An 18450-nucleotide genomic window follows, 5' to 3' on the forward strand; every position below is an offset into this window, starting at 1 on the left:
ACGCGGCCCCCGGCGGTCCCGGTGCCGGGACCGCCGGGGGCCGAGGCGGTTTCAGGAGCCGCTGAGGCGCTTGAGGGCGCTGCGGACCTTCGCCGGGTCGTTCGTGGGCCAGAAGGGCGGCAGGGAGTCGCGCAGGAACCCGGCGTAGCGGGCCGTCGCCAGCCGGGGGTCCAGCACCGCGACCACGCCCTTGTCGTGCTGGCTGCGGAGCAGGCGGCCCGCGCCCTGCGCGAGGAGCAGCGCGGCGTGGGTGGCGGCGACCGACATGAACCCGTTGCCGCCTTTGGCGGCCACATGGCGCTGGCGGGCGGAGCTGAGCGGGTCGTCCGGCCGGGGGAAGGGGATGCGGTCGATGATGACCAGGCGCAGTGAGGGGCCGGGGACGTCGACGCCCTGCCAGAGGGAGAGCGTGCCGAACAGGCAGGTCGGCTCGTCCTCGGCGAACTGCTTGACCAGCAGCATCGTGGAGTCGTCGCCCTGGCAGAGCAGCGGCACGCTCAGCCGGTCGCGCAGGGCCTCGGTGGCCGCCTTGGCTGCCCGCATCGAGGAGAACAGGCCGAGGGTGCGGCCTCCGGCGGCCTCGATCAGCTCGGTGATCTCGTCGATGTAGGCCTCGGGCAGGCCGTCACGCCCCGGCTGGGGCAGGTGCTTGGCGACGTAGAGGATGCCACTGCGGGGGTGGTCGAAGGGAGAGCCGACGTCGATGCCGTTCCAGCCGGCCCGGCTCTTGCCGGCCTTCTTCCCGGACTTGGGGTCGGTGCGCTCCTCGCCCGTCTCCTCCGCCTCCTTCCTGCCGCCCTCGGCACCCAGGCCCCACTGGCGGGCCAGGCCGTCGAAGGCACCGCCCAGGGCGAGCGTGGCCGAGGTCAGGATGACCGTACGGTCGCCGAAGAGCCGGTCGCGGAGCATGCCCGCCACGGTCAGCGGCGCCACCCGCAGCAGGGGCGGCCGCCGGTCGGTGCCCGCCTCCAGCCAGACCACCTCGGCCCGGTCGACCTCTTCGGCGTGGCCGAAGGCGTCGAGCATGCGCTGCGCGGTGTCGTGCACCTCGTCCAGGGAGGTGAAGGCCGCCTTGCGCAGTCCCGCGCCCTCCGGGTCGTCCTTGTCGCCGGTGCGCGGGCCAAGGGCGGTGATGCACGCCCACGCCGAGTCGCGGATCAGGGCGAGCGTCAGCCCGAGCACATCGGGAAGCTCGTCGAGGCGCCCGGCGGGGGCGGCGGCGAGGAGGGCCTTGAGGTCCTCTCCGGCCTCCATGAGCCGGTCGGCCAGGTGCTGCTCGATGAGCTTGCCGACCCGCCGCACGGTCACCGTGACCATGGTCTCCGACAGCTCGCCGCTGACCACCGAGGTGACGCGGTCGACCAGCTCGTGAGCCTCGTCGACCACGACCACCTCGTGTTCGGGCAGGAGCGGGAAGTCCTCCATCGCGTCGATGGCGAGCAGCGCGTGGTTGGTCACGACCACGTCGGACTCGCCGGCGCGGGCACGGGCCAGTTCGGCGAAGCACTCCATGCCACTCGGGCAGCGCGTGGCTCCCAGACACTCCCTGGCGCTGACCGAGAACTGGCGCCAGGCCTGCTCGTTGACGCCGGGGACCAGCTCGTCGCGGTCACCGGTCTCGGTCTCGTTCGCCCACTCCTGGACGCGCTGGACCATCCGGCCCGTCGCGTTGACCTCCCGGGGGTCGAAGAGCTGGTCCTGCTCCTCGTCGGGCCACCCCGCGCTCGCCTTGTAGCGGCACAGGTAGTTGCGGCGGCCCTTGAGGATCGCGAACGTGGGCTCGTGCGGCAGCTGCGGGGCGAGGGCCTTGGCGAGGCGGGGCAGGTCGCGGTCGACGAGCTGGCGCTGGAGCGCGATGGTGGCGGTGGAGACGACCACGGCTCCCTTGGAGGTCATCGCGTGCCTGATCGAGGGGATCAGGTAGGCAAGTGACTTGCCGGTGCCGGTGCCTGCCTGGACGGCCAGGTGGTCGCCCGACTCGATCGCGTGCTGCACCGCCCTCACCATGGTGATCTGTCCGGGGCGTTCGACCCCGCCCACCGCCTCGACGGCGGTGCTCAGCAGGTCCTCAACCGGGGGGATGTCCACCGTTGAGGAGACGTCTTCGGGAGTGGTGATGGAGTCGGTCGGCACGACAGCCAACCGTACCGGCTCGCCCCGACAAGCGTGGCGGCTCCGGCGGGGGCGAAGGTGCTCCCGCACCCGGTCATCGGAATCGCCGGGTGGAGGCCCCGTCGTTCACGGCGGGGAGGAAACGCGGAAAACGGTGCCGTCCGGTGGCGGTGAGTGACAGACTCGGTGCGTGCCGGTGACGGAGATGCTCAAGCTCGCGCCCCCGCCTGAGCAGGGGCGGCGTGCCGAACTGCACTCGCGGGGTTTTCATCAACCGCGGACGTTCGTGACGCACAAAGCGGTTTCGGCCGGGATGGTCGTGCGGCTGGTGGATCCGCGCGACACCTTCCGCGCCTGCCCGGGGTGTGGCCATATCGACATTAGGAATCGTCCTGTCCGGGATGACTTTCGTGGTGTTCCGTACGGGCTCGCCGGCCCGGCGGACTACTTCGCGGCGATCGATGTCGGCCGCCGGGCAGTGCGCCGCGCTGCCGACGACGCGGCCTGAAGCGTCGAATCCATCGACGGAGAGGAGTCACACGCTCGGCCCCAGGACCGGGTGGCTGACCTGGGCGTATGGCCTTCCCCTTGTGAGGGTCAAGCCTGGGGGGACATCTGGGCCCTGAAGCGGGTTCCCCCGCTCTTGAGCTTACGCTCGGATATAGTCCCCTTTAGGTGTTCTATTGCGTACCCTTTGCTCGTTAGGCGGTGACCGAGAGTGATGGTCGGCGTGACGGTGTCCGCCGCGATTGCACCGCGATTGCACCGTGTGAGGTGCGATTGCCCTGCAAAGTCCCTGCTCGAACTGGATGTTTGGGGCGTTTGAGTACATTATGTCCTCCATGTCGGAAGTTGTCCCGTTGCCGTCGTTCGGCGAGGTGTTCTTTGACGAGCGTGGCCAGGAGCGGGTGCTCCGGGTCACCTGGCACGAAGGCACGCTGGTGCTGAGCCTGTGGCGCGGCGAGATGTGCACCGCGAGTTTCCGCATGCCCATGAACGACGTGGGGCGGCTGGTCGACACCCTTGACGAGGGCTTCGTCCAAGCCGGTGGGCAGTACCCCGACGAGGTGGGCGAGCCCGTCCACCCCGAGCAGCGCCCCCCTGCCGAGCAGCAGATCCACAGTGAGTATCCCGGCACCGGTCAGTACGCCAGACCGCGGCCCGAGGACTACGCCCAGCCCCAGCAGTATCCCGACCCGGCCGGTCACCTCCCCGTGCCGGACGAGCCCCGCCAGGTCGCCGCGCTCGGGCCGAACGACGTGCTCGTCGCGCGGGGAGTGGTGCCTCCGCCGGATCGACCCGACTGGTCGCAGGATCGGATGGCGCCGGGGCACGGCTTCTCCGACGCCGTGCCGCGCGAGAACATGATCGTGAACGACGCCCTGCCCTACGGGCAGCCGCAGTCCTTCGATCCGCTCGGTACGGGCCCGGTGTCCGGCGAGGCCGCCTACCAGATGCCGGGCGACCACTACCCGCCCGCGCAGCAGCCCGCTCCGTACACCGCCCAGCAGCCGGATCCCTACGGCGCGCCCGTGCAGCAGCCCGCCGACCGGTTTGGCGCCCAGCAGCCCGATCCGTACGGAGTGCCGCCCCAGCAACGGCCCGTCGACCCGTTCGCGCCGCACGCCGACCAGTTCCCCAATCCCCTCCACCGGCCGGATCCCGACCACTACGGGCAGGGGCAGCAGAACTCGACGGACCCCTTCGGGTTCGCCGCCCAGCAGCAGGCCGGGAGCCACGGGACCCAGCAGCCCGACCCGTACGGCTACCCGGCCCCCGCACAGCCGGACCCCTACGCGTTCGGCACCGCACAGCCGCACCAGGCCGGTCACCCCGCCGATCTCAGAGACCTGTACAGCTCACCGCCGACCTATCCGCAGCAGGACGTCGATCCGTCCGACCCGCTGGGCCTGGGCGGCCAGTCCGCGCTCGACCAGAGGCTGCCGCGCCCCTACCTCCAGGACCCGCCGCACTCCACCGGCGAGAGACTCCGTCCTGAGCAGAGCTACGACGACCGGTACGAACGCCGCCATGACGAGCACCAGTACGACGACAGACGCCGTGAGGGACGGCGCCGCGACGACCGGGACGAACGCCGGGAGTGGTGACTCTCCAGGGGAGGTGAGTTCCCCGGAGGCGGATTCCGTCGTGTCCCGGGCACGAGATCCACGTCCGGGAGTAGCGTCGTTCTGTCCGCCGGATGGGAAATCCGGCGCTGTGTGATGGTTTCCGCTGTCCCGCGTGGTTCGCGGAGGCACGGAAGCCGATCGATCCCTATCGGGTGGGGTGGCGTGGACCAGTCGACCGTGGTGCAGACGCTGGCCGTGTCGGTCCTCGGCATCGCGGTGGCCGCGGTCGCCAGGCGCAGGGGGTGGCCGGCGCCGCTGTTGCTGGTGCTCGCGGGCCTGGTGCTGTCGCCCTTCTTCCCCGAGTACGAGCTCGACCCCGACCTGGTCCTGCTGGTCTTCCTGCCCCCGCTGCTCTATTCGGCGGCGGTCGACAGCTCCTACCTGAGGCTCAAGGACTTCCGCAGGCCGATCGGGCTGCTCTCGATCGGCCTGGTGCTGTTCACCACGTTGGTCATCGGGTGGATCACCCACCTGCTCCTGCCCGAGCTGCCGTCGGCCGCCGCGTTCGCGCTGGGCGCGATCGTGGCCCCGCCCGACGCGGTCGCCGCCGTCGCCGTGGCCCGCAGGCTCGGGCTGCCCCGCAGGACGGTCACCATCCTGGTGGGGGAGAGCCTGTTCAACGACGCCACCGCGCTCACCGCCTACCGGGTGGCGATCGCGGCGGCGCTGGGCGGGGGCATCACCTGGCTGGAGGTCAGCGCCGACTTCGCCCTGTCCGCGGTGGGCGGCGTGCTGATGGGCCTCGGGCTCGCCTGGATCCTGGCCTGGGTGCTGATCCGGTTGCGCGACCCGCTCATCGAGAACACCGTCATGCTGCTCGTCCCGTTCGCCGTCTACCTGGCGGCCGAGAGCGTGCACGTCTCCGGTGTGATCGTCGTGGTGATCGTCGGGCTCTACACCGGCCACCGCCTGCCCAGGGCGGGCTTCGGTACCCGGCTGCTGTCCGAGGCGGTCTGGCGGGTCCTCGGGTTCTTCCTGGAGACGATCGTCTTCGCGCTGATCGGCCTGCAGTTCTGGCCGATCATGAGAGGGCTGGAGTGGGCCAACCCGTGGAAGCTCGCCGGGATGGCGCTGGTCGTCTTCGCCGCCGTGGTGGTCACCAGGGCGGTCTGGCTCGTGCCCAGCATCTACCTGCCCCGGATCCTGTCCGCGAAGATCCGCGAGAACGAGCCCCACGCGCCGACCTGGAGGCAGGTGGCCGTCGTGAGCTGGGCGGGCATGCGCGGAGTGGTCTCCCTCGCCGCGGCCTTCGCCATTCCGCAGACCCTGCCGGGCCGCGACCTGCTGCTCTTTCTCACCTTCTCGGTGGTGATCGGTACCCTCCTGGTCCAGGGCCTGACGTTCCCGGCGTTGATCCGCAGGTTGGGGATCTCCAACGAGCGGGAGGTCTACACCGACAACCTGGCCGAGGCGGCCGCCCAGCAGGCGGCCACCTCCGCCTCGCTGGCCCGGCTGGACGAGCTGGTGGGCGAGGGCGTCGACGAGGTCTATCGGGAGGTCGTCGACCAGCTCAGGACACGCGCCGAGCGCCGTACCCTCACCGCCTGGGAGCGGCTGGGCAGCGGCACGGGACCACAGGGGGAGGAGACGCCCAGCACCGTCTACCGGCGGCTCCGCCGTGAGATGCTGGCGGTCGAGCGCGAGGTTTTCGTACGCCTGCGCGACGAGCGGCGCATCGACGACGAGGTGCTCCGCCGGGTTCTCCACGAGATCGACTTCGAGGAGGCCATCCTGGAGCGAGACTAGTGCTGCGTTCCTCATAGCAGGTAGATAAAACGGCGGCGGAGTTGACGAGGTTCAGGAGCTGGACGGACCCAGATCCATGGTCGGGCGTGGGCGTTGACAGGTCCCTCATCTCTCGCGCGCTCAGCCCGATCGGAACAGCCCGATCTCACCTGTCGCCTCCGAACGGGCACCTGGCTGGACGGATCATCTCGTCCTCACCGTCGGGATGAGCGAAACGTCCAACCTTGATTGCGTACGCCCGGCGGAGCGGCACGATACGGAGATGTGAACGACAACGACCTCCTTCTCAACCTCAACGACCGCAGGTTCGTCATGGTCAGCTCGACGGCGAGCGCGGTGGACCCGGATGGGCCCACCGAGTTCACCTACCGGGAGTCCGGCGGGATCATCTGGGGCGACTACACCGGCGACACGGTGGTCCACGGGCGCTTCGTCGGCATCCGGGACGGCGACCGCGTGGAGATCACCTACGTCCACCTGCTCAAGAACGGAGAGCGCGCCAGGGGACAGGGGGGCAGCCGCGTCGAGACCCTCCCCGACGGCCGGTTGCGCCTGCTCGAGGAGTTCCAGTTCGCCGGCGACGACACGCAGCACGTGAGCGTATGCGTCGAGGTCACCGGAACCTGAGGACCCGCCCGTCGAGCCGGACGGCCCCGGAAAGAGCTCGGCCATACCGGTACGGCTCCCGGGCAAAGGCGGCCGTACCGGACGTTCCCGGGAAGTCCGCCCGCCGTGGCGGGCGGTTCAGACGTCCTGCTGGAGCTGAGCGCGGCCCTCGGCCACGCCCACGAAACGCATCATGCCCAGCGGGACCTCTCCGCCGGCGGACCCGGCGGATCCCGTAGGTCCGGCGGATCCCGCGGATCTGGCGGCTCCGGTGGACCTGGCGGGCCCGGCTGGGGGGTCGGCGGGAGGGCGGCGGGAGGACCGGCCGGGGCCGCGGTCGCTCGGCAGGACGTAGGGGCGTCTGAGCACTTCGTCCAGGATGAAGACGGTCTCGGTGGCCTTGACCGCCGGGATGTTGGCCAGCCTGTCGGTCACCATCGCGTGCACGGCTGCGACGTCGGTCACCCGGACCTGGATCATCGCGTCGTGCTGGCCGGTGGTGATCGCGCAGTACTCCACCTCGGGCATCTGGGCGAGCTGGGTGCGGAACTGGCGCCACATCTGCTGCCGGACGGTCACGAAGATCAACGCGGTGATGCCGAGACCTGCGCGGACGTGATCGATCTCCGCCGTGAACCGCTTGATCGCGCCGTCGGCGCGCAGCGCCTCGAACCGCGTGTAGGCGTTCGCCCGCGAGATGCCGACCCGTTCGGCGAGGGCCGCCACCGAGATCCTGCCGTTCTCGCGCAGCACCTCAAGGATCTTCAGGTGGGTCGCGTCGAGCTCCAGGCCGATTCCGATCCGTCCAGGTTGGCCGCCCTCTTGGGTCGAGTTCCTTGACATTTCGGTCATGGCCATACCCCTTACGTCAGTTTCGTCTCAGCTTAGCCTCATAAGCTGGACTTTCTGCCGGATAATCCTGGACGATCGGCGATCAAACGTCTACATGGCCCATTTTCGGAGGACACAGAATGGCGATCCGTTCACGGCGCCCCGGAGCGAAGGCAGCTCTGCTGCCGGTGCTGCTCACCGGCACCCTCGCCCTTGCCGCCTGCTCCAGCGGCGGTTCGTCCACGACATCCCAGAACGGTGGCACCACCACCGCCGCCAAGACGCTCGTGATCGACACCTCCTTCGACCTCAAGACGGCCGACCCGGGGCGTACCTACGAGCCGACCGGTCTGATCATCGGCAAGGCCGCCTACGAGACCCTGCTCACGTTCGAGGGCTCCGACGTCACCAAGCCGGTGCCGGCCCTCGCCGAGTCGTTCGAGCTGTCCGCCGACGGCAAGGTGCTCACCCTCAAGCTCCGCCAGGACGCCACGTTCGCCGACGGCTCCCCCGTCACCGCGGACGACGTCGTCTTCTCGCTGAACCGCGTGCGCGACATGAAGGGCACGCCGTCGTTCCTGCTCGACGGCGTGGAGGTGGCCGCGTCCGGCGCGGACACGATCACGCTGACGTCGAAGAACGCCAACCCGGCGCTGCCCTACATCCTGCCCAACCCCGCGCTGGGCATCCTCAACTCCAAGCTCGCCAAGGAGCACGGCGCCACCGCCGACACCGGCGACAAGGCCGAGCAGTACCTCAACTCCGCCTCGGCGGGCTCGGGTCCGTACACGATCGAGTCGTTCAACGTCAGCAGCCAGGTCGTGCTCAAGGCCAACGCCAAGTACTGGGGCGCGACCAAGCCGGTCTACGACAAGGTCGTGCTCCGCAACGTCGAGGCCGCGACGCAGAAGCTCAACATCTCGCGTGGCGACAGCCAGGTCGCGCTGAACCTCTCCGGCGACCAGGTCACCGGGATCACCGGCGACCTGCAGATCAAGAAGACGCCCGCGGCCAACGTGATCTTCCTGCTGGCCAACCAGGACCCCTCGGTCAGCAAGATCACCTCCAACCCCAAGTTCGCCGAGGCCGTGCGGAAGGGCGTCGACTACGCGGGCCTGCTGGAGCTGGCCGGCGAGGGCTCGGTCCAGACTCCCGGAATCATCCCCTCGATGTTCCTGGGCTCGCTCCCGCAGGACCAGGCGGCCAAGCGCGACGTCGAGGGCGCCAAGGCGGCGCTCAAGGAGAGCGGCGTGGCCGACCCGACGGTCAAGCTGGAGTACCCCAGCGAGCTGACCGTCAACGGCCTCTCCTTCCAGCCCCTCGCCGAGCGGATCCAGGCCAACCTCAAGGAGGTCGGCATCACCGTGGAGCTCGCTCCCGCGCCGATCACCACGGCCCTGGACAACTACCGCAACGGCAAGGAGGAGCTGGGCCTGTGGTACTGGGGCCCCGACTACCCGGACCCCAGTGACTACCTGGCGTTCCTGCCGGGCAAGCTCGTGGGCCTGCGGGCCGGGTGGAAGGCCGGCGCCGACAAGGAGCTGGAGGCGGCCGGCGCGAAGGCGGCCACCACGATCGGCGACGAGGCCAGGAAGCAGGCCTACGTCGACGTCCAGACCAGGCTCAACGCCGCCGGCACGTTCATCCCGCTCATCCAGCCCAGCCAGAACATCGTGACGGCCAAGTCCGTCACCGGCCTGGAGTTCCACCCGGTGTGGACCATTGATGTCGCCGACCTCAAGTAGCGAGGACCTGAAGGGGGATACGGCCCGGCGCAAGCCGGGCCGTTCCGGCAGCCGGAGCCCGCTGATCCGCTTCCTGGCCCGCAGGGTGCTCACGGCGCTGCTGCTGGCCGTGGGCATCACCCTGGTCACCTTCGTCCTCACCAACCTGGTCCCCGGCGACCCCGTCTCGGCCAACCTCGGCCAGCGGGCCCTCGGCGACCCGGCGATCGTCGCGCAGTGGCGGGCCGAGCACGGCCTGGACAAGCCGCTCCCCCAGCAGTACCTGATGCACCTTCAGGGAGTGGTCCAGGGCGACCTCGGGACGAGCCAGCAGAGCCACCGCCCGGTCATGGACGACCTGGCGGAGTCCGTGCCCGCCACGCTCGAACTGGCCGGCGCCGCGATCCTGATCTCCCTCGTGGCGGGGGTGGCGTTCGGCGTGGTCGCGGCGCTCCGCCGGGACCGGCTCACCGACCACCTGCTCCGGGTCCTCAGCCTGATCGGCATCTCCGTGCCGACGTTCTGGCTGGCGCTGATGGCGTTCTACGTCTTCTTCTACCGGTTGCAGGTCACTCCGGGCAGCGGCCGCATCGACCCGACCATGAGCCCGCCCCCGCAGGTCACCGGGCTGTACACGATCGACTCCGCTCTGGCGGGACAGTGGGACGTGTTCGCCTCGGCGGTCGGCCACCTCGTCACCCCCGCGCTGGTGCTGGCCCTCTACACGATCGGCCTGCTCACCCGGTTCACCCGGTCGGCGGTGCTGGAGGTGCTGGGCCAGGACTACGTGCGCGCCGCACGGGCCAAGGGCCTGCCCGGCCGGGTGATCCTGTTCCGCTACGTGCTCCGCTCGGCGCTGGTGCCGATCATCACGGTCGCGGGCCTGGCCTTCGGCAGCCTGCTGTCCGGCACCGTGCTCGTCGAGGCGATCTTCGCCTGGCCGGGCGTGGGACAGTACGCCTACAAGAGCGCGACCACCCTCGACCTGCCCGCCGTGATGGGCGTCGGCCTGGTGGTGGGCGGGGTCTACCTCGTCATCAACCTGATCGTCGACGTGCTGTACGGCGTCATCGACCCCAGAGTGAGACTCCAGTGAAACTCCCCCAAGCCTGGCGGCAGCCGCTGGCGATCGTCGGCGGGGTGATCGCGCTCGCCTGGATCGTGATCGCGCTGGCCGCCCCGCTGCTGGCGCCGCACGACCCGCTCGCCCAGGACCTGCCGCGGCTGGCCTCGCCCGGCCCCGGCCACTGGTTCGGCACCGACCAGCTCGGCCGGGACATTCTGAGCAGGGTGATGTACGGCGCGCGCCTGTCGATCCCGCTGACCCTGCTGCTGGTCGTGCTCTCGGTGCTGATCGGCGGCCTGCTGGGCGCCTGCGCCGGATATTTCGGCAAGTGGGTTGATGAGACGATCATGCGGTTCGCCGACCTCGTCTTCGCCTTCCCCACCATCATCCTGGCCATGGTCGTCGCCGCCGCGCTCGGCGCGAGCCTCACCAACGCCGTGCTCGCCGTACTCGTCGTCGCCTGGCCCGCCTACGCCCGCGTGACCCGCGGGCTGGTGCTGGGCGTGCGCGAGCGCGAGTTCGTGGTGAGCGGACGGCTGCTCGGCTTCTCCGCCTGGCGCTCGCTCCGGGTGGACGTGCTGCCGAACGTCACCGGCCCCATCCTGGTACTCGCCACCCTCGACATCGGCACCGCGCTGCTGCTGCTGTCCGGCCTGTCGTTCCTCGGGCTCGGCGCGAAGCCACCCTCCCCAGAGTGGGGCGCGATGGTCGCCTCCGGTGTGGAGGTCTTCGACAGCTGGTGGGTGGCGACCTTCCCCGGCCTGGCCATCCTGACCGTCGTGCTGGCCTTCAACTTCCTGGGCGACACGCTGCGTGACGCCCTCGATCCGCGGACGGCCCGCGCCATCAAGGAGCGTGCGCTGTGAGCCTCCTCGCCATCTCCGACCTGAAGGTCTCCATCGGCGGCAAGGAGATCCTGCGCGGCGTCGACCTCGACCTCCGGGCCGGCCGCGTGCACGGCCTGGCCGGCGAGAGCGGCTCGGGCAAGACGATGACGGGCCTGGCCGTGCTCGGACTGCTGCCGCACGGAGCCCGCACCAGCGGCCGGATCGCCCTGGGAGAGCGCGACCTGCTGGCCATGCCGGCCAAGGAGCTCAACACGGTGCGCGGCGGCGAGGTCGCCATGGTCTTCCAGGACCCGGCGACCAGCCTGCACCCGATGCTCTCGGTCGGCCGCCAGCTCACCGAGCACATGCGCCACCACCTGGGCCTCGACAGGAAACAAGCGCGGGCCAGAGCCCTCGAACTGCTGGGCCAGGTGCGCATCCCCGGCCCCGAGGCGGCGATCGACCGCTACCCGCACCAGTTCTCCGGGGGCATGCGCCAGCGCATCGCGATCGCGATCGCCCTGGCCTGCTCGCCGAAGGTGCTCATCGCCGACGAGCCCACGACGGCTCTCGACGTGACCGTCCAGGCCGGGGTGTTGAGGCTGCTGCGCGGCCTCTGCGACGACCTGGGCCTGGCCGTACTGCTCGTCACCCATGACCTCGGCGTGATGTCGGCGGTCGCCGACGAGGTGAGCGTGATGAAGGAGGGCCTGGTCGTGGAGACGGGCCCGCGCGGCCAGGTGCTGCGTGACCCGACCCACCCCTACACCCGCGCCCTGCTGGAGTCACTGCCCGGGGAGACCTCATGACACTGCTGACCGTGGACGACCTCGTCGTCGAGCACCGTACCCCCGGCCGCCCCCTGGTGCGCGCCGTGGCCGGAGCCAGCCTGACCGTCGCGGCGGGCGAGGTCGTCGGGCTCGTCGGCGAGTCCGGATGCGGCAAGTCGACGCTGGCCCGCGCGGTGTGCGGGCTCAACCCGGCCGCCTCCGGGACGATCACCTTCGACGGGCACCCGGTGACCCCGCTCGGCCTACGCCGCAGAAACCGCGCACTGGCCGGGATCCAGATGGTCTTCCAGGATCCCTACGCCTCGCTGAACCCCCGGCGCCGGGTCGGCGCGCAGATCGCCGACGGGCTGCGTACGGCGGGCGACACCGTGACCGCCCCCGCCGACCTGCTGGAGCGGGTCGGGCTGCCCCGCGACTTCGCCGGCCGCCACCCGCACGAGTTCTCCGGCGGGCAGCGGCAGCGGATCGCGATCGCCAGGGCGCTCGCCGCCCGGCCGACCATGCTGATCGGCGACGAGCCCATCTCCGCGCTCGACGCCTCGGCCCAGGCTCAGGTGGCCAGGCTGATGCGGGACCTCGCGGTCGAGTCGGGCGCCGGCCTGCTGTTCATCAGCCACGACCTGTCGGTGGTACGGCTGATCGCCGACCGGATCGCGGTGATGTACCTGGGGAAGATCGTGGAGGTGGGCCGTACCGCCGAGGTGTGGGCCGATCCCCGTCATCCGTACACCCGGGCCCTGCTGGGCGCGATCCCCGCGCCCGACGGCGCCGGCGTGCTCCCGGCGGAGCTGTCCGGAGACGTGCCCGATCCGGCCGATCCGCCGTCCGGCTGCCGGTTCCACCCGCGCTGCCCGGTGGCGATGGACGTGTGCCGGGAGCGCGAACCCACGTTCGGCCCGGTCGCGTGCTGGCTGCACGAACCTGCATGATCGACAAGGTGCGCCTCAGGATGGCCGAAGAGGGGATTGACGCCCTGGTGCTGCGCCCCTCCCCCGACTTCCGCTACCTGGGAGGGCAGGGCGACGGATATCTCGTCCTGCCCCTCCGGGGCCCGCTGGAGGCCGCGGCCGGCCCGCTGGAGGCGGCGGCGCTCATCCCCTCCTCCGCCCGTCGCGTCGGGGTGGACCCCGAGATGCGGGCCTGGGAGCTGTTCTCCCTGCGGCTGAAGGCCGAACTGGTGCTGGCCTCGGTCGCGCTCGCCCCGCTCCGGCTGCTCAGGGGGCCGGCGGAGGTCGCGGCGACGGAACGCGCGGCCTCGGCGGCGGACGCGGTCCTGCTCATGGCGCGCGAGCTGGCGTGGTTCGGCACCACCGAGCGCGCGATGGCCCGGCGGCTGTGGGCGATGATGGTCGAGAAGGGCTGCGAGGAGGTGCTGTCGGTGCTCGTCGCGGCCGGAGAGCACAGCGCCGTCCCCCGGCACGTGCCGTGCGACCGCGTGATCAATCCGGGCGACGCGCTGCTGGTCTCGGTCTGCGGGAGATGGGGGAACCACTGCTCGGAGGTCGCCCGCGTCTTCGCGGTGGCCGAGCCGCCCGAGGACTTCGAGGCGATGTACTCGGTTGTCCTGTCCGCCCAGCGCGCCGCCCTCGACTCGCTGCGGCCCGGCGTGACGGCGGCGGAGGTCGGCAGGGCCGCCCAGGAGGTGGTCGATGGCAGCGGCTACGGCCGCTACGCCGCCGGGCGGCTGGGACGGGGCATCGGCCTCGGCCAGGACGAGCGTCCGTGGCTCGTCTCCGGCGACGCGACCGTGCTCGCCCCCGGCATGACGGTGTGCGTCGAACCGGCGATCTACCTGCCCGAGCTGTTCGGCGCACGGGTGGCCGACGTCGTGGTGTGCACCCCCGCCGGGGCGGAACGGCTCAGCGGGAGCTCACAGGCCCTCCACGTCCTCGACCACTGAACGGGCGGGCCGGTCCGTCCTCCTCCGGGGGAACGGACCGTTCTCCGACGGGGGGTGTCCCTATGGGATTCGTCAAGCGGCCGCGGGCTTTCGGGTGTGGTTCTTCCGGCGGGATTGGTAGGGCTTGCGGTCGCGGAGCATGGCGTAGATGACGTCTGAACGGCGGCGGGCGAGGCAGATCAGGTCGGCGTCGGCCTCCAGCATCGCGGCCAGCACCTCGCGCTCGCCGATCTTCGGGTTGGCCGTCGCCCACAGGATCGGCATGCCGGTCGGGGTGCACACCAGGTACAGGCGCAGGCCCCAGAAGAACCGGGAGTGGGAGGCGCAGTAGCCGTAGCCGGCCCAGCCGGCCAGGTTCGAGCGCTGCACGGTCGGGCGCGACATGCCGCGGGGCACGGGGGTGGAGCCGGCGATCCAACGGTTGTCGAACCAGAAGTCGCTGTCGGTGGCCAGTTCCCGGATCATTCGCTTGATCAGTAGCAACGCGGAGCGTAAGCGCTTGTTGTAGCCCGGTCTTTGCGGGAGGTAGGGGAACATGCCGGCTCTTCATCTGTTAGTTGGACTCGCGTCACGCGGGACGGCCTATCGGATCAGGCCTCGCTATCCGGGCGAATCTCGCAGATTGATCACAATCCGATACGCGCCCTAGGCGGGTGGCCTCGTCAGCCGCCCTGGGTGTAGACGGTCTTCCACCGTGAGCACCGACCGGTCGGTCGTGCGGAGGTGCCCCGGCAGGTCCTCGCCTTGATCTGCAGGACCCCGCCGACGTTCTTACGGAACGTTCCCGGGCCGGGAACGCAGTTGTAGTAGGACGCCGTGTGCCACCGTCCGTGCTGAGCGCTCAGGTAACGTATCTGGGCCCACGCGCAGCCCGAGCCACGGGTGTCCTCCAGCGTGCCGTACACGACGAGGCCCGACTGGCCGACGGCGACCTTGCCCCAGGCCTCGGCGAGTCCGTCGGTGGAGGCCAGGGGGCCCCATCTCCAGACCGTGGGGGCGGAGGTGGAGGCCAGGGCCGGGGCCGAGCCGCCGAGAGCGAGCGCCGCGGCGGTGGTCAGGCCGAGCAGGAGACGAAGACCGGTACGCATGGAGGGGTTCCAAACTCTTGAGCATCGTTACATGTCAAGAGATAGGCCCTCGCGCTTGGAAAAGACTTGCGGCTGACAGCATCCCCGCGGGGCGGAGGACCCCGGCCGGCGCCGGTCAGCCGATGATTTTGTCCACGTAGCACCACCGCCAGTCCTCGCCCGGTTCGAACGAGGCGATGACCGGATGACCGATCACCGTCGCGTGGGCGGTGGCGTGCTTGTTGGGAGAGGAGTCGCAGCAGCCGATGTGCCCGCAGGACAGGCACTTGCGCAGGTGAACCCAGCGATCTCCGGCGGCGAGGCACTCCTCGCACCCCTGCGGGGTGCGAGGCGCCGGGTCCTGGGCCTGCGCGAGGTGTTGACAGATCTGCATGGTCTTCCCTTCGTCCGAACACTGACGATCGTACGGCCGGGGCCGGGGTCCGGTCTCCAACGCCTCGCGGCCCGGGCAACGAGCCGGTACGACGGGCACCTGTCGCACCGGCTCGTTGGGTAGGGTCTGGGCATGCGACCCCTTCCGCGACGAATCCCAGCCCTCGCCGCCTCAGCGCTCGCCGCCGTCCTGATCACCACTGGCTGCTCCGAGATCCAGGAGGTGAGCCAGGGCATCGACAAGGCACAGCAGTGCGTGCAGGCCGCCGGCATCGTCACCGAGACCGTCTCGAAGGTCTCCGGTCTGCTCGACGACCCCGCCGCGATGGAGCAGGCGCTGAAGGACGGGGGCGCCAAGCTGGGCGACCTGGCCGACAAGGCGGCCAACACCTCGCTGAAGGAGGCGGCCGACAGCGTCTCCAACACCCTGGAGGGCTTCAACGTCCCCGATGCCAACAGCGCCATCGACACCGCGCAGAAGGTGGCGACCGACTCGGTGCGGTGGGTCGAGCAGCTGACCGGCGCCTGCGGGTAGCCCTCACCCGCGGAGGCTCCGTCAACCCGGGTTCTCTATGGGGAATGTGGCTGAAATAGCGTCGTTCTCATGAAGCCTCCGGACCGTGAACCGGACCCCCGGTTCACCCTTGCCAACGAACGCACCTATCTGACCTGGTTGAGCACATCGCTCGCGCTGAGCGCGGGCGGTGTGGCCATGGCCGCGGTCTCCGCCGATGTCTTCGTCCCCTGGATGCGGACCCTGCTCGCGGTGGTCCTGGTGTCGTTGTCGGCTCTGGCGGCCGCGATGGCCTACCCTCGCTGGCGTCGCGTCCAGCACGCCCTGCGCAGCTCCGCCCCGCTGCCGCCTCCCGCCCTCGCGCCGCTGTTCGGGTACGGTGTGGCGACGGTCGCGGTGCTCGCCCTGATCCTCATCCTGCTGTCGCGATGAACGGACCTTGGGACGAGGGACTGCAGAGCGAGCGGACCCAGCTCGCCTGGATACGTACCAGCGCCATGCTGGCCGTCACCGCCCTGGCCGGCGCCGGCATCGCCCTGCGCGCCGGCACACCCCCGATGGCGATCATCCCCTTCGCCCCGGCCCTGCTCTGCGCCGGCCTGCTGCTGATCCACACGGGCCTCCGCTTCCGCCGGGTCCAGGAGGCGCTCCACCAGAGCCGCCCCCTCGACAACCGGACCGACGCCCTCGTCGCCTGGCTCGGTACCCTCGCCACCGTGGCCGGAGCCGTCGCCTTCGTGCTGGCGAGGTTCGGAAAGTAGGGAACACGCGGCAGGCTGTTGCGGCATGATCATCCGATGTCGCGGGCGGACCCGGTGTCGGGCCGGATCAGGTCCGGTCAGGGGCGGGGTTCGCCGCCGAGGGCGACGGTCTCGGCGACCTCCGCGTGGCGCTCGGCCTCCTCGGCGGCGAAGCGCTCGGTGTCGAGTCTCTCGGCGATGTCCTCGTCCTGCCGCATCAGCGCCTCCAGGTTCTGGCCCGCCATGTCCAGCACGCCCATGTCGGCGTAGGCCTGCTGCAGGCGGGGGCTCCACAGCCCGATGTCCTTGACGCAGGGAACGATGCGGCTGAAGAGCAGCGAGCGGAATAGCTGGAGATATTGGGACTTGTCAACAGATTCCATGGCATCGGCGACCTCGGCCTTGTTCAGGCCCAGGTTCTCCCAGGTCTCCTGGCCGCGCAGCCGGTCGCGCATCAGGTAGCAGCCCTCGATGACGAAGTCCTCGCGCTCGCGCAGCTCCGACTCGCTGAGCTGACGGTAGTAGTCGCGCAGTGCCATCCGGCCGAAGGCCACATGCCTGGCCTCGTCCTGCATCACGTAGGCGAGGATCTGCTTGGGCAGCGGCTTGGTGGTGATGTCGCGCATCACGCCGAAGGCGGCCAGGGCAAGGCCCTCGATGAGCACCTGCATGCCAAGGTAGGGCATGTCCCAGCGGGAGTCGCTCAGCGTGCTGTCGAGCAGCGACTTCAGGTGTGGGTTGATGGGGTAGGCCAGCCCGACCTTCTCCTGGAGGAAACGGGCGTAGGTCTCGGCGTGACGGGCCTCGTCCATGGTCTGGGTGGCGGCGTAGAACTTGGAGTCGAGGTCGGGGACCGACTCCACGATCCGGGCCGAGCAGATCATCGCACCCTGTTCCCCGTGCAGGAACTGGGAGAACTGCCAGGAGGCGCCGTGCAGGCGCACATCCTTGCGCTGCTTTTCGTCCATCCGCTCCCAGAGCGGGGTGCCGTGGATCGCGATGGTCTCGTCGGGGATGCCGAGCACGTTGTACGGGTCGACCTCCAGGTCCCAGTCGATGCGTTTGACCGAGTCCCACTGCTTGTCCTTGCCCTTCTGGTAAAGGGCGAGCATGCGGTCCCTGCCGTTGTCGTACTCCCAGGTGAAGCGGGCGGCTCCGGCCGCCTCGACGTCCCACGTGGAAAGCTCGGCGGGGATGGTGTAGAGATCGTGTGTCGACATGCGGCCTCCAGAGACGTACACCGTACGTACACAACGAGCGTGCCACGTACACTGTACGTAGGTCAATGGAGTCAATGAGGGGACAATGGTCATATGCCTGCCGAGCCACTGTCCCGAGCGCGCATCGTCGCCACGGCGATCGACCTGATCGAGCGGGAGGGCGCCGACGCGGTGTCCATGCGCGCGATCGCCGCCGAACTGGGTGTGGGCGTGATGTCGCTCTACAACCATGTGCCGAACAAGGAGGCGCTGCTGGACGCGGTGGCCGAGACCGTGCTGTCGCAGATCGAGTTCACCGACGACCCGGACGCCGAATGGACCGATCGGGTGCGCATGCAGGCGCTCGCCTTCCGGCAGATCGCGCACCACTACCCGCGGTGCACGATGGTGGTGGTCAGCCGCCAGCTCCGTTCCACCGCCGGGCTGCTCCCGGTGGAGCGGGCGCTGGCCACGCTGCGTGGCGCGGGCTTCGGGGGCGACGAGGCGGTGCGCGCCCTGCGGGTGTTCATCGCCTACATCGTGGGCTCGCTGCTGAGGGAGGTCGGAGTGACCCCGACGTTCGCCCCGATGCACCGGTCCGACGTCCGCGTCAGTGAGGTCGACCCGCTGCTGTTCCCACAGGTCGGTGAGCTGGCTCCGGCACTCCACGAGTGCGACCACGAGGCGGAGTTCGCGTTCGGCCTCGAACTGCTCATCCAGGCGATGGCCCTGCAGCTCAAGAGGTGACGCCCGGAACCTCGCGGTCCCGGGCGCCGGGAGAGTCTTCCCTTCCCCTGGACACTCT

19 protein-coding genes and 1 pseudogene are annotated in these 18450 nt (G+C 70.2%); 14 read left to right on the top strand and 6 right to left on the bottom strand.

The genetic code is table 11. The features are described from left to right. Positions 1 to 51: 51 nt before the first annotated feature. The gene (locus tag IG98_RS0136815) at positions 52 to 2133 is read right to left on the bottom strand and encodes an ATP-dependent DNA helicase (RefSeq protein WP_030923368.1); all 2082 of its coding nucleotides are present in this window, start codon (positions 2131 to 2133) and stop codon (positions 52 to 54) included. Between the two features lie 169 nt (positions 2134 to 2302). Here IG98_RS0136815 and IG98_RS0136820 point away from each other — a divergent pair, with 169 nt between their 5' ends. The 4 genes from IG98_RS0136820 to IG98_RS0136835 all read left to right on the top strand — a co-directional run bounded on the left by IG98_RS0136820 (position 2303) and on the right by IG98_RS0136835 (position 6614). Further along, complete coding sequence (locus IG98_RS0136820) at positions 2303 to 2620, top strand: zinc ribbon domain-containing protein (protein ID WP_157594730.1); 318 nt, start codon at positions 2303 to 2305, stop codon at positions 2618 to 2620. Between the two features lie 334 nt (positions 2621 to 2954). Then, complete coding sequence (locus IG98_RS0136825) at positions 2955 to 4220, top strand: hypothetical protein (RefSeq protein ID WP_157594731.1); 1266 nt, start codon at positions 2955 to 2957, stop codon at positions 4218 to 4220. 183 nt (positions 4221 to 4403) lie between these two features. After that, positions 4404 to 5987 carry a Na+/H+ antiporter gene (locus IG98_RS0136830; protein WP_030923378.1) on the top strand — a complete coding sequence of 528 codons (1584 nt, stop codon included), beginning with the start codon at positions 4404 to 4406 and terminating at the stop codon, positions 5985 to 5987. Between the two features lie 264 nt (positions 5988 to 6251). Beyond that, positions 6252 to 6614 (top strand): avidin-fold protein, encoded by a 363-nt coding sequence (locus IG98_RS0136835; protein ID WP_030923381.1) that lies wholly within the window; start codon positions 6252 to 6254, stop codon positions 6612 to 6614. Between the two features lie 117 nt (positions 6615 to 6731). Here the strand turns inward: IG98_RS0136835 and IG98_RS47740 are convergent, their stop codons facing one another. After that, on the bottom strand, positions 6732 to 7445 hold the full coding sequence (locus IG98_RS47740; RefSeq protein WP_030923383.1) for an Lrp/AsnC family transcriptional regulator: 714 nt from the start codon (positions 7443 to 7445) through the stop codon (positions 6732 to 6734). Positions 7446 to 7564: 119 nt separating this feature from the next. On the opposite strand from IG98_RS47740, the gene IG98_RS0136845 reads away from it, so the two are divergent. The 6 genes from IG98_RS0136845 to IG98_RS0136870 are packed head-to-tail and all read left to right on the top strand — an operon-like array spanning position 7565 to position 13732. Next, positions 7565 to 9169, top strand: coding sequence for an ABC transporter substrate-binding protein (locus tag IG98_RS0136845; protein ID WP_030923385.1), 1605 nt, complete (start codon positions 7565 to 7567; stop codon positions 9167 to 9169). After that, positions 9150 to 10244, top strand: a complete 1095-nt coding sequence (locus tag IG98_RS0136850; RefSeq protein WP_030923388.1) for an ABC transporter permease — start codon at positions 9150 to 9152, stop codon at positions 10242 to 10244. Before IG98_RS0136845 ends, IG98_RS0136850 begins: the two co-directional genes overlap by 20 nt. After that, complete coding sequence (locus tag IG98_RS0136855; RefSeq protein WP_012892256.1) at positions 10241 to 11080, top strand: ABC transporter permease; 840 nt, start codon at positions 10241 to 10243, stop codon at positions 11078 to 11080. The genes IG98_RS0136850 and IG98_RS0136855 overlap by 4 nt, the downstream gene beginning before the upstream one ends. Next, positions 11077 to 11850 (top strand): ABC transporter ATP-binding protein, encoded by a 774-nt coding sequence (locus tag IG98_RS0136860; protein ID WP_030923392.1) that lies wholly within the window; start codon positions 11077 to 11079, stop codon positions 11848 to 11850. The genes IG98_RS0136855 and IG98_RS0136860 overlap by 4 nt, the downstream gene beginning before the upstream one ends. Then, positions 11847 to 12761 (top strand): ABC transporter ATP-binding protein, encoded by a 915-nt coding sequence (locus IG98_RS0136865; RefSeq protein ID WP_030923394.1) that lies wholly within the window; start codon positions 11847 to 11849, stop codon positions 12759 to 12761. The genes IG98_RS0136860 and IG98_RS0136865 overlap by 4 nt, the downstream gene beginning before the upstream one ends. After that, positions 12758 to 13732 (top strand): M24 family metallopeptidase, encoded by a 975-nt coding sequence (locus IG98_RS0136870; RefSeq protein WP_030923397.1) that lies wholly within the window; start codon positions 12758 to 12760, stop codon positions 13730 to 13732. Before IG98_RS0136865 ends, IG98_RS0136870 begins: the two co-directional genes overlap by 4 nt. Positions 13733 to 13909: 177 nt before the next feature. On the opposite strand, the pseudogene IG98_RS0136875 reads toward IG98_RS0136870, so the two are convergent. The 3 genes and pseudogenes from IG98_RS0136875 to IG98_RS0136885 form a co-directional block, all read right to left on the bottom strand. Continuing rightward, positions 13910 to 14272 (bottom strand): annotated as a pseudogene (locus IG98_RS0136875) (transposase family protein); the annotation flags it as partial. Between the two features lie 122 nt (positions 14273 to 14394). Further along, on the bottom strand, positions 14395 to 14820 hold the full coding sequence (locus IG98_RS0136880) for a hypothetical protein (RefSeq protein WP_030923402.1): 426 nt from the start codon (positions 14818 to 14820) through the stop codon (positions 14395 to 14397). Between the two features lie 115 nt (positions 14821 to 14935). Next, positions 14936 to 15193: a ubiquitin carboxyl-terminal hydrolase 14 gene (locus IG98_RS0136885; RefSeq protein ID WP_030923405.1), complete on the bottom strand. Its 258-nt coding sequence runs from the start codon at positions 15191 to 15193 to the stop codon at positions 14936 to 14938. Positions 15194 to 15325: 132 nt separating this feature from the next. Between IG98_RS0136885 and IG98_RS0136890 the strand changes: the two genes are divergently transcribed. The 3 genes from IG98_RS0136890 (at position 15326) to IG98_RS0136900 (ending at position 16467) form a co-directional block, all read left to right on the top strand. Further along, positions 15326 to 15727 carry a hypothetical protein gene (locus IG98_RS0136890; protein WP_030923408.1) on the top strand — a complete coding sequence of 134 codons (402 nt, stop codon included), beginning with the start codon at positions 15326 to 15328 and terminating at the stop codon, positions 15725 to 15727. Positions 15728 to 15796: 69 nt separating this feature from the next. Further along, positions 15797 to 16138 carry a YidH family protein gene (locus IG98_RS0136895; RefSeq protein ID WP_030923411.1) on the top strand — a complete coding sequence of 114 codons (342 nt, stop codon included), beginning with the start codon at positions 15797 to 15799 and terminating at the stop codon, positions 16136 to 16138. Continuing rightward, complete coding sequence (locus IG98_RS0136900; protein WP_030923414.1) at positions 16135 to 16467, top strand: DUF202 domain-containing protein; 333 nt, start codon at positions 16135 to 16137, stop codon at positions 16465 to 16467. Before IG98_RS0136895 ends, IG98_RS0136900 begins: the two co-directional genes overlap by 4 nt. Positions 16468 to 16544: 77 nt before the next feature. Here the strand turns inward: IG98_RS0136900 and IG98_RS0136905 are convergent, their stop codons facing one another. Continuing rightward, positions 16545 to 17666 (bottom strand): ferritin-like domain-containing protein, encoded by a 1122-nt coding sequence (locus IG98_RS0136905; protein ID WP_030923420.1) that lies wholly within the window; start codon positions 17664 to 17666, stop codon positions 16545 to 16547. Between the two features lie 93 nt (positions 17667 to 17759). Between IG98_RS0136905 and IG98_RS0136910 the strand changes: the two genes are divergently transcribed. Then, the gene (locus tag IG98_RS0136910) at positions 17760 to 18392 is read left to right on the top strand and encodes a TetR/AcrR family transcriptional regulator C-terminal domain-containing protein (RefSeq protein ID WP_030923422.1); all 633 of its coding nucleotides are present in this window, start codon (positions 17760 to 17762) and stop codon (positions 18390 to 18392) included. The last annotated feature ends 58 nt before the right edge of the window (positions 18393 to 18450 follow it).

Origin of the sequence: Streptosporangium amethystogenes (assembly GCF_000721075.1) — a bacterium.
GTDB lineage: Bacteria > Actinomycetota > Actinomycetes > Streptosporangiales > Streptosporangiaceae > Streptosporangium > Streptosporangium amethystogenes.